This window comes from Bilophila sp. 4_1_30, from assembly GCF_000224655.1.
Taxonomy (GTDB): Bacteria; Desulfobacterota; Desulfovibrionia; order Desulfovibrionales; family Desulfovibrionaceae; genus Bilophila; species Bilophila wadsworthia.
The window spans coordinates 159,343-163,922 of record NZ_JH114231.1 but is presented as its reverse complement, the minus strand read 5'-3'; the positions used below and the strand labels follow the sequence as shown (position 1 = coordinate 163,922).

The following is a 4,580-nucleotide window of genomic DNA, read 5'->3' as shown; positions in this document are numbered from 1 at the left end:
AAGCCCGGAACCAACCGGGCTTTTTCATTGGGTTTGGGACGCCAAGCCAAACATCAAAACGAGGGTATTTCTATGTGTTACGGCACGAACTGCGGACGTGAAGGGGCTTTTGGAACCTGCTATCACCCGGAAGACTGCATCATGCGCGCCATTGAGCGCGACGCGGAAGAGAACCTTGCCGCGCGGCTGGCACGCGACACGGCCCTGAGCCGGGAGCATTTCCCTTGCCCCAACTGCCTTGAGCAGGGCGAACGCCACAGCCTCACCTGTGAAAACGGCCTGTTCACCTGCCCGGAATGCGGCGGGGAATGCGACGCGGCGGAACTCATCGCGCTCTATGATGATATACGCGCCGGGCATGTTTCCGATGCCGAAGTCGTCGGCCTGTGGATTGAAAAGCTCGACGCAAGGAGGGTCGCATGACCACCACATTCTTCTGCATCGAAACCGGGAATTCGCTCTACGGCGGAACGGTCAGACACTTTTTCAATTCACCCGCAGCCGTGATGTCGTTCCTCAAGGCGACACGGGAGGGCTGGAGCCTCCGGGCGGCGGAATGGGACGATGGGGAACTCGTCCCCACGCGGCCCATCACCAACTGCCAGTTCATCGACGAGGACGGCGGAATCGACGCTGTTCTTGAACGGCTGGAGGCGGCCGCATGAACTTTGACATCTGGAAACGGCTATGGGCGGTACTCCTCAACTTCAACTTTTGGAGCCGCCCGTGGCTGGCGGCTCTTATCGTCGCTCTCTGTTTTCTTCTCACGGGGTATTTTGAGCGGCAGGATCGGGAACTCTTTGAACAGATGACGCCGCTCGTCATGGAGGCGGGGCAATGAACGAAAAAATGCTGCGGCGTTTTTCAGATTGGCTCTTCGCTCATGGTTCCGAGGTGCTTGCCACGACGAATGACTATGAAGTTATCCGCTTTACGACACAACTCGGAATCGCCGTGCTCTACAGGAACAAAGACGGCGAAATCACAAAAGGAATCAACGGGGCGCAGGATGCTTTCAACGCCTTTCTTGATCAGCGGAAGTGGGAGGGCGGGGGAAAACGTGAGCGGAGGCCCCGAAATGCCCGCGAGCGTAACCTGTTGATCCGTTCCATCGCGGAAAGGGACGGTTGGGTCTGCATGTACTGCGGGCGGGTCCTGACCCCCGAGACGGCAACCGTGGAACATATCGTGCCGCTTGCCGGAAACGGACTGGACAGCTTGCGGAACCTGACCCTTGCCTGTGCCTCATGCAACAATGAGGCGGGACACCTGAGCGCCCGACAAAAACTGGATTTGGCAATGAGAAGAAGGTTGCTGACCATCGCCAATGAATTGCAGGAGATCCGTGATGAACTGGACGGACGACGCTTACCCCGAACTTGATGGGGACTGGACGGACGAGGAACTCATGATCGCGGCGGGCAATGCCGCCTTTGCGCGGAACCGGCGCAAGCACACGGAAACGGAAGAAGGCGGGGAGTAAGTATATGTGCGATACCCATAGCGAACAGATCAACGAACTGGCGAAGGCCCTTGCCGCCGCGCAGGGCGAGCTTGAACCCGCAGAAAAGAACTCCACCGCCGCCGTCGGGAAGGAGGGAAAGCTCAAGCGCAAATACGCTGACCTGACGGCGATGATCGACGCCGTCCGCAAGGTGCTTCCGAAGCACGGCCTCTCCATCGCGCAGATTGTCCTCCCCTCGGAAGGGGTTGCGCACGTCAGGACGATGCTGATGCACGAGTCGGGGCAATGGCTGGCATCGGAATGCAGGATGCCATACGACAATACAGGCTCCAAGAACGCCATCCAATCAATGGGAAGCGCCATCACCTACGCCCGGCGCTATTCCCTTTCGGCGTTGGTCGGCGTGGTGGCCGACGACGATGACGACGGGGAAGGCGCATGGAGGCGGGACGATGACCGGGAACAGCCCCGGCGTAACGTTCCCGAGCCAGCCCCTCAGCCCAAGCCCGAGCGTGTGGATCTCGCCGCCCTCGCTAAGGAGTTGAGCGAAGTACGGGACTGTGCGGGGTTCGTCGCCTGTTACAACCGCCATCGGATTACCGAGGGACACCCCGACTACGAGGCGGTCAAGAACATGTTCGGCAAGAAGCGCCGGGAGATCGAGGCCAAGGCCGAAGCCGAAGCCGGAACCCCGCCCGAATTCGTGCCGCTGGACGCCGTGATCGCCGCCTTTGAAGCGGCGGAAACCGTAACCGCGCTCAAGGAGGCGGCAACCCGGCTCGGCATCCCGGAAAACCACCCGGACAGTGGGGCCATCTACGCCGCCTACCGGGAACGGCAGCGCAAGATCGAAGCGCAGGACAAGGAATGCGCCGCGTAACAACAGCCCCGCCCTGATAATCAGGCGGGGCTTTTCTTTCCCTCAGCAGGAGATTGTATGAGCAGCCTCAACAAGGTGATGATCATCGGAAGGCTCGGGCGCGATCCCGAGATGCGCTACACCCAGGCCGGAAAGCCCGTATGCAGCCTGAACGTGGCTACGGATGAGGGCTACACCAACGACCGGGGCGAGAAGGTCGACAAGACGGAATGGCACAAGGTCGTCTTTTGGGACCGGCAGGCCGAAACCTGTTCGCAGTACCTCGCCAAGGGGAGCCTCGTGTTCATCGAGGGCAGGCTCTCCACCCGCAAGTATCAGGATCAGCAAGGGCAGGACCGCTACGTCACCGAGATTCAGGGGCAGCGCGTCCAGTTCCTCGACCGCAAGGCGGACGGCGACGGGCAACAGGGCCGACAGGGAGGCGGACGCCAGACACAGAGGCGGCACTCCGCCGACTATGAAGACCTCGGCCCCGCCTTCCCTTCCGAAGCCTCCGGCCTCGATGACGTGCCTTTTTAGGCAAAACCAATAGGATAGAATATGGCACAGACCGCAGAAATTCTGGAAGCCCTCCCGCCCGCGCAGGAGCAACCCGCCGGGCTCGCCCTGCTGGACCTGAACGTCACCGCGACGCCGTTGGTCATCACATGGGACAAGGACGCCGTGTCCACGCTGTTGGATACCGTCCTAGCCCAGTATGCGGGGCTGGAGGTACAGGAAGCCGACGTGCCCGCCATCAAAAACGAAATGGCGGGGCTGAACAGGCTCAAGGAACGGATGGACAACGCCCGGAAGGACATTAAGCGGCGGATTGCCGGGCCGCTGGACGGGTTCGACGCCGAGGTCAAGGCGCTGATCGCCCGCATCGTGGATGCCCGCGCTGCGCTGGACACGCAGGTCAAGGACTTCGAGCGGCGCGACCGTGAAGGCCGACGCGCAGCCGTCCAGTGTGTCGTCGACAACATCAAGAGCTGTGAAGGCGTGCCGGAACTGGACATCCCCATCAACCCTTCATGGCTGAACAAATCCACGAGGCAAGCCGAGATCCACGAGGATATCAAACGGATCATCGCCGCATACAAGCGGGAGTGCGAAGAAACCCGCCGGATGGAACAGGCCAAAGCCGACCGCATCGCGCTGGTGGAGGCCACGGCAAAGGCTCAGGCGGAACAACACGGTTTCGCGCTTCCCCTGTCGAAGTTTGCGGCCTGCCTGACGCCGGATATTTCCGGCGAGGACGCCGCGGGCATCATCGGGCAGGCGTATGCGGCGGAAGCCAAGGCCCGCGAAGAGAGCAAGCCCACCCCCGTCGTCAAACCTGCGGATCCGCGCCCCGATTCGTTCATTGAGCAGGAGGAGGGCTTTCCCTTCGCCCCGCCCGTGAACGTGGCTTGTACCCTGACCCTCAGCGTCAAGTACGCGCCGAAGTACGAGGATACCGTACAGGAGGCCCTTGCCCTGCTCCGCACGGTCGGCCTGGTCACAGTTTTCTAACCCTCCGGCGCCCACCTCCCGCGCCGTCCCCATAGAGCCCGCCGGGGGGCATGTACCCCGGCAAAGGACTTTTCATGAGTCAGGAACAACAGGACGCCACGGATTACGTCCGCGTCACCCTCACCATCCATGAGTTCTCCGAAGACGGCGAATGCTGCATCGTCTCGGACAAACACGGCCACGGTACGGAACTCTCTACCGACGCCTTCCTGCATGACGCCGAGGACATAGACGTCGGCGACACCATCGCCTACGACATCCTGCGCGAGGCGTGGGAAGACACCGGGCTCATCCCGGACGATGCGGGGCCGCATGACGTCCGCGCCTGCGGGCGGGAAAACATCGAGGTGCTGGTGGATCTCACCGATGAACAGCTCCTTGATCTGGGCTCCGAAATGGCGGACGCCCTGCGCGAACGCGACAAGCTGGAAACGGAACTGCTCGCCGTGAAGAAGGACTACAAGGCACGCATCGACCTTTCCGTCTCCAAGGCTGCGGAAGCGGCAGCGGAATACCGTTCCGGCAAACGGTTTGAAACCGTCTCCTGCGACCGCTTTGAAGATCGGACGACGATGGAGGTCGTATGGTGCGATTCCGTGACGGGCAAGGAAATCAGCCGCCGCCCGATGACAGCCGAGGAGCGGCAGCACCGCCTTGAACTCGTCACCCCGGACAAGCCTGCGGACAACGGCGAAGGCCGGGCCGAAGTGCTCACCTTGCCCGTGCCACCCGCCGCCAACG

8 protein-coding genes and 1 pseudogene are annotated in these 4,580 nt (G+C 61.7%); all 9 read left to right on the top strand.

Annotation, left to right across the window (positions count from 1 at the left end; all coding sequences use genetic code 11):
• The coding region (locus HMPREF0178_RS00785) for a hypothetical protein (RefSeq protein ID WP_232281155.1) at positions 1 to 423 on the top strand (423 nt) is incomplete at its 5' end.
• Positions 420 to 665, top strand: a complete 246-nt coding sequence (locus HMPREF0178_RS00780; RefSeq protein ID WP_009367993.1) for a hypothetical protein — start codon at positions 420 to 422, stop codon at positions 663 to 665. The genes HMPREF0178_RS00785 and HMPREF0178_RS00780, both read left to right, overlap by 4 nt.
• Positions 662 to 841, top strand: coding sequence for a hypothetical protein (locus HMPREF0178_RS00775; RefSeq protein ID WP_009367992.1), 180 nt, complete (start codon positions 662 to 664; stop codon positions 839 to 841). The genes HMPREF0178_RS00780 and HMPREF0178_RS00775 overlap by 4 nt, the downstream gene beginning before the upstream one ends.
• Positions 838 to 1,383 (top strand): HNH endonuclease, encoded by a 546-nt coding sequence (locus tag HMPREF0178_RS00770; protein ID WP_009367991.1) that lies wholly within the window; start codon positions 838 to 840, stop codon positions 1,381 to 1,383. Before HMPREF0178_RS00775 ends, HMPREF0178_RS00770 begins: the two co-directional genes overlap by 4 nt.
• Positions 1,349 to 1,483: a hypothetical protein gene (locus HMPREF0178_RS22750; protein ID WP_009367990.1), complete on the top strand. Its 135-nt coding sequence runs from the start codon at positions 1,349 to 1,351 to the stop codon at positions 1,481 to 1,483. Before HMPREF0178_RS00770 ends, HMPREF0178_RS22750 begins: the two co-directional genes overlap by 35 nt.
• Before the next feature lie 4 nt (positions 1,484 to 1,487).
• Positions 1,488 to 2,345, top strand: a complete 858-nt coding sequence (locus HMPREF0178_RS20280; RefSeq protein WP_009367989.1) for an ERF family protein — start codon at positions 1,488 to 1,490, stop codon at positions 2,343 to 2,345.
• A 57-nt stretch (positions 2,346 to 2,402) separates the two neighbouring features.
• Positions 2,403 to 2,864, top strand: a complete 462-nt coding sequence (locus tag HMPREF0178_RS00760) for a single-stranded DNA-binding protein (RefSeq protein WP_009367988.1) — start codon at positions 2,403 to 2,405, stop codon at positions 2,862 to 2,864.
• A 21-nt stretch (positions 2,865 to 2,885) separates the two neighbouring features.
• On the top strand, positions 2,886 to 3,839 hold the full coding sequence (locus HMPREF0178_RS00755; RefSeq protein WP_009367987.1) for a DUF1351 domain-containing protein: 954 nt from the start codon (positions 2,886 to 2,888) through the stop codon (positions 3,837 to 3,839).
• A gap of 74 nt (positions 3,840 to 3,913) precedes the next feature.
• Positions 3,914 to 4,580: pseudogene (locus HMPREF0178_RS21800) on the top strand (hypothetical protein); the annotation flags it as partial.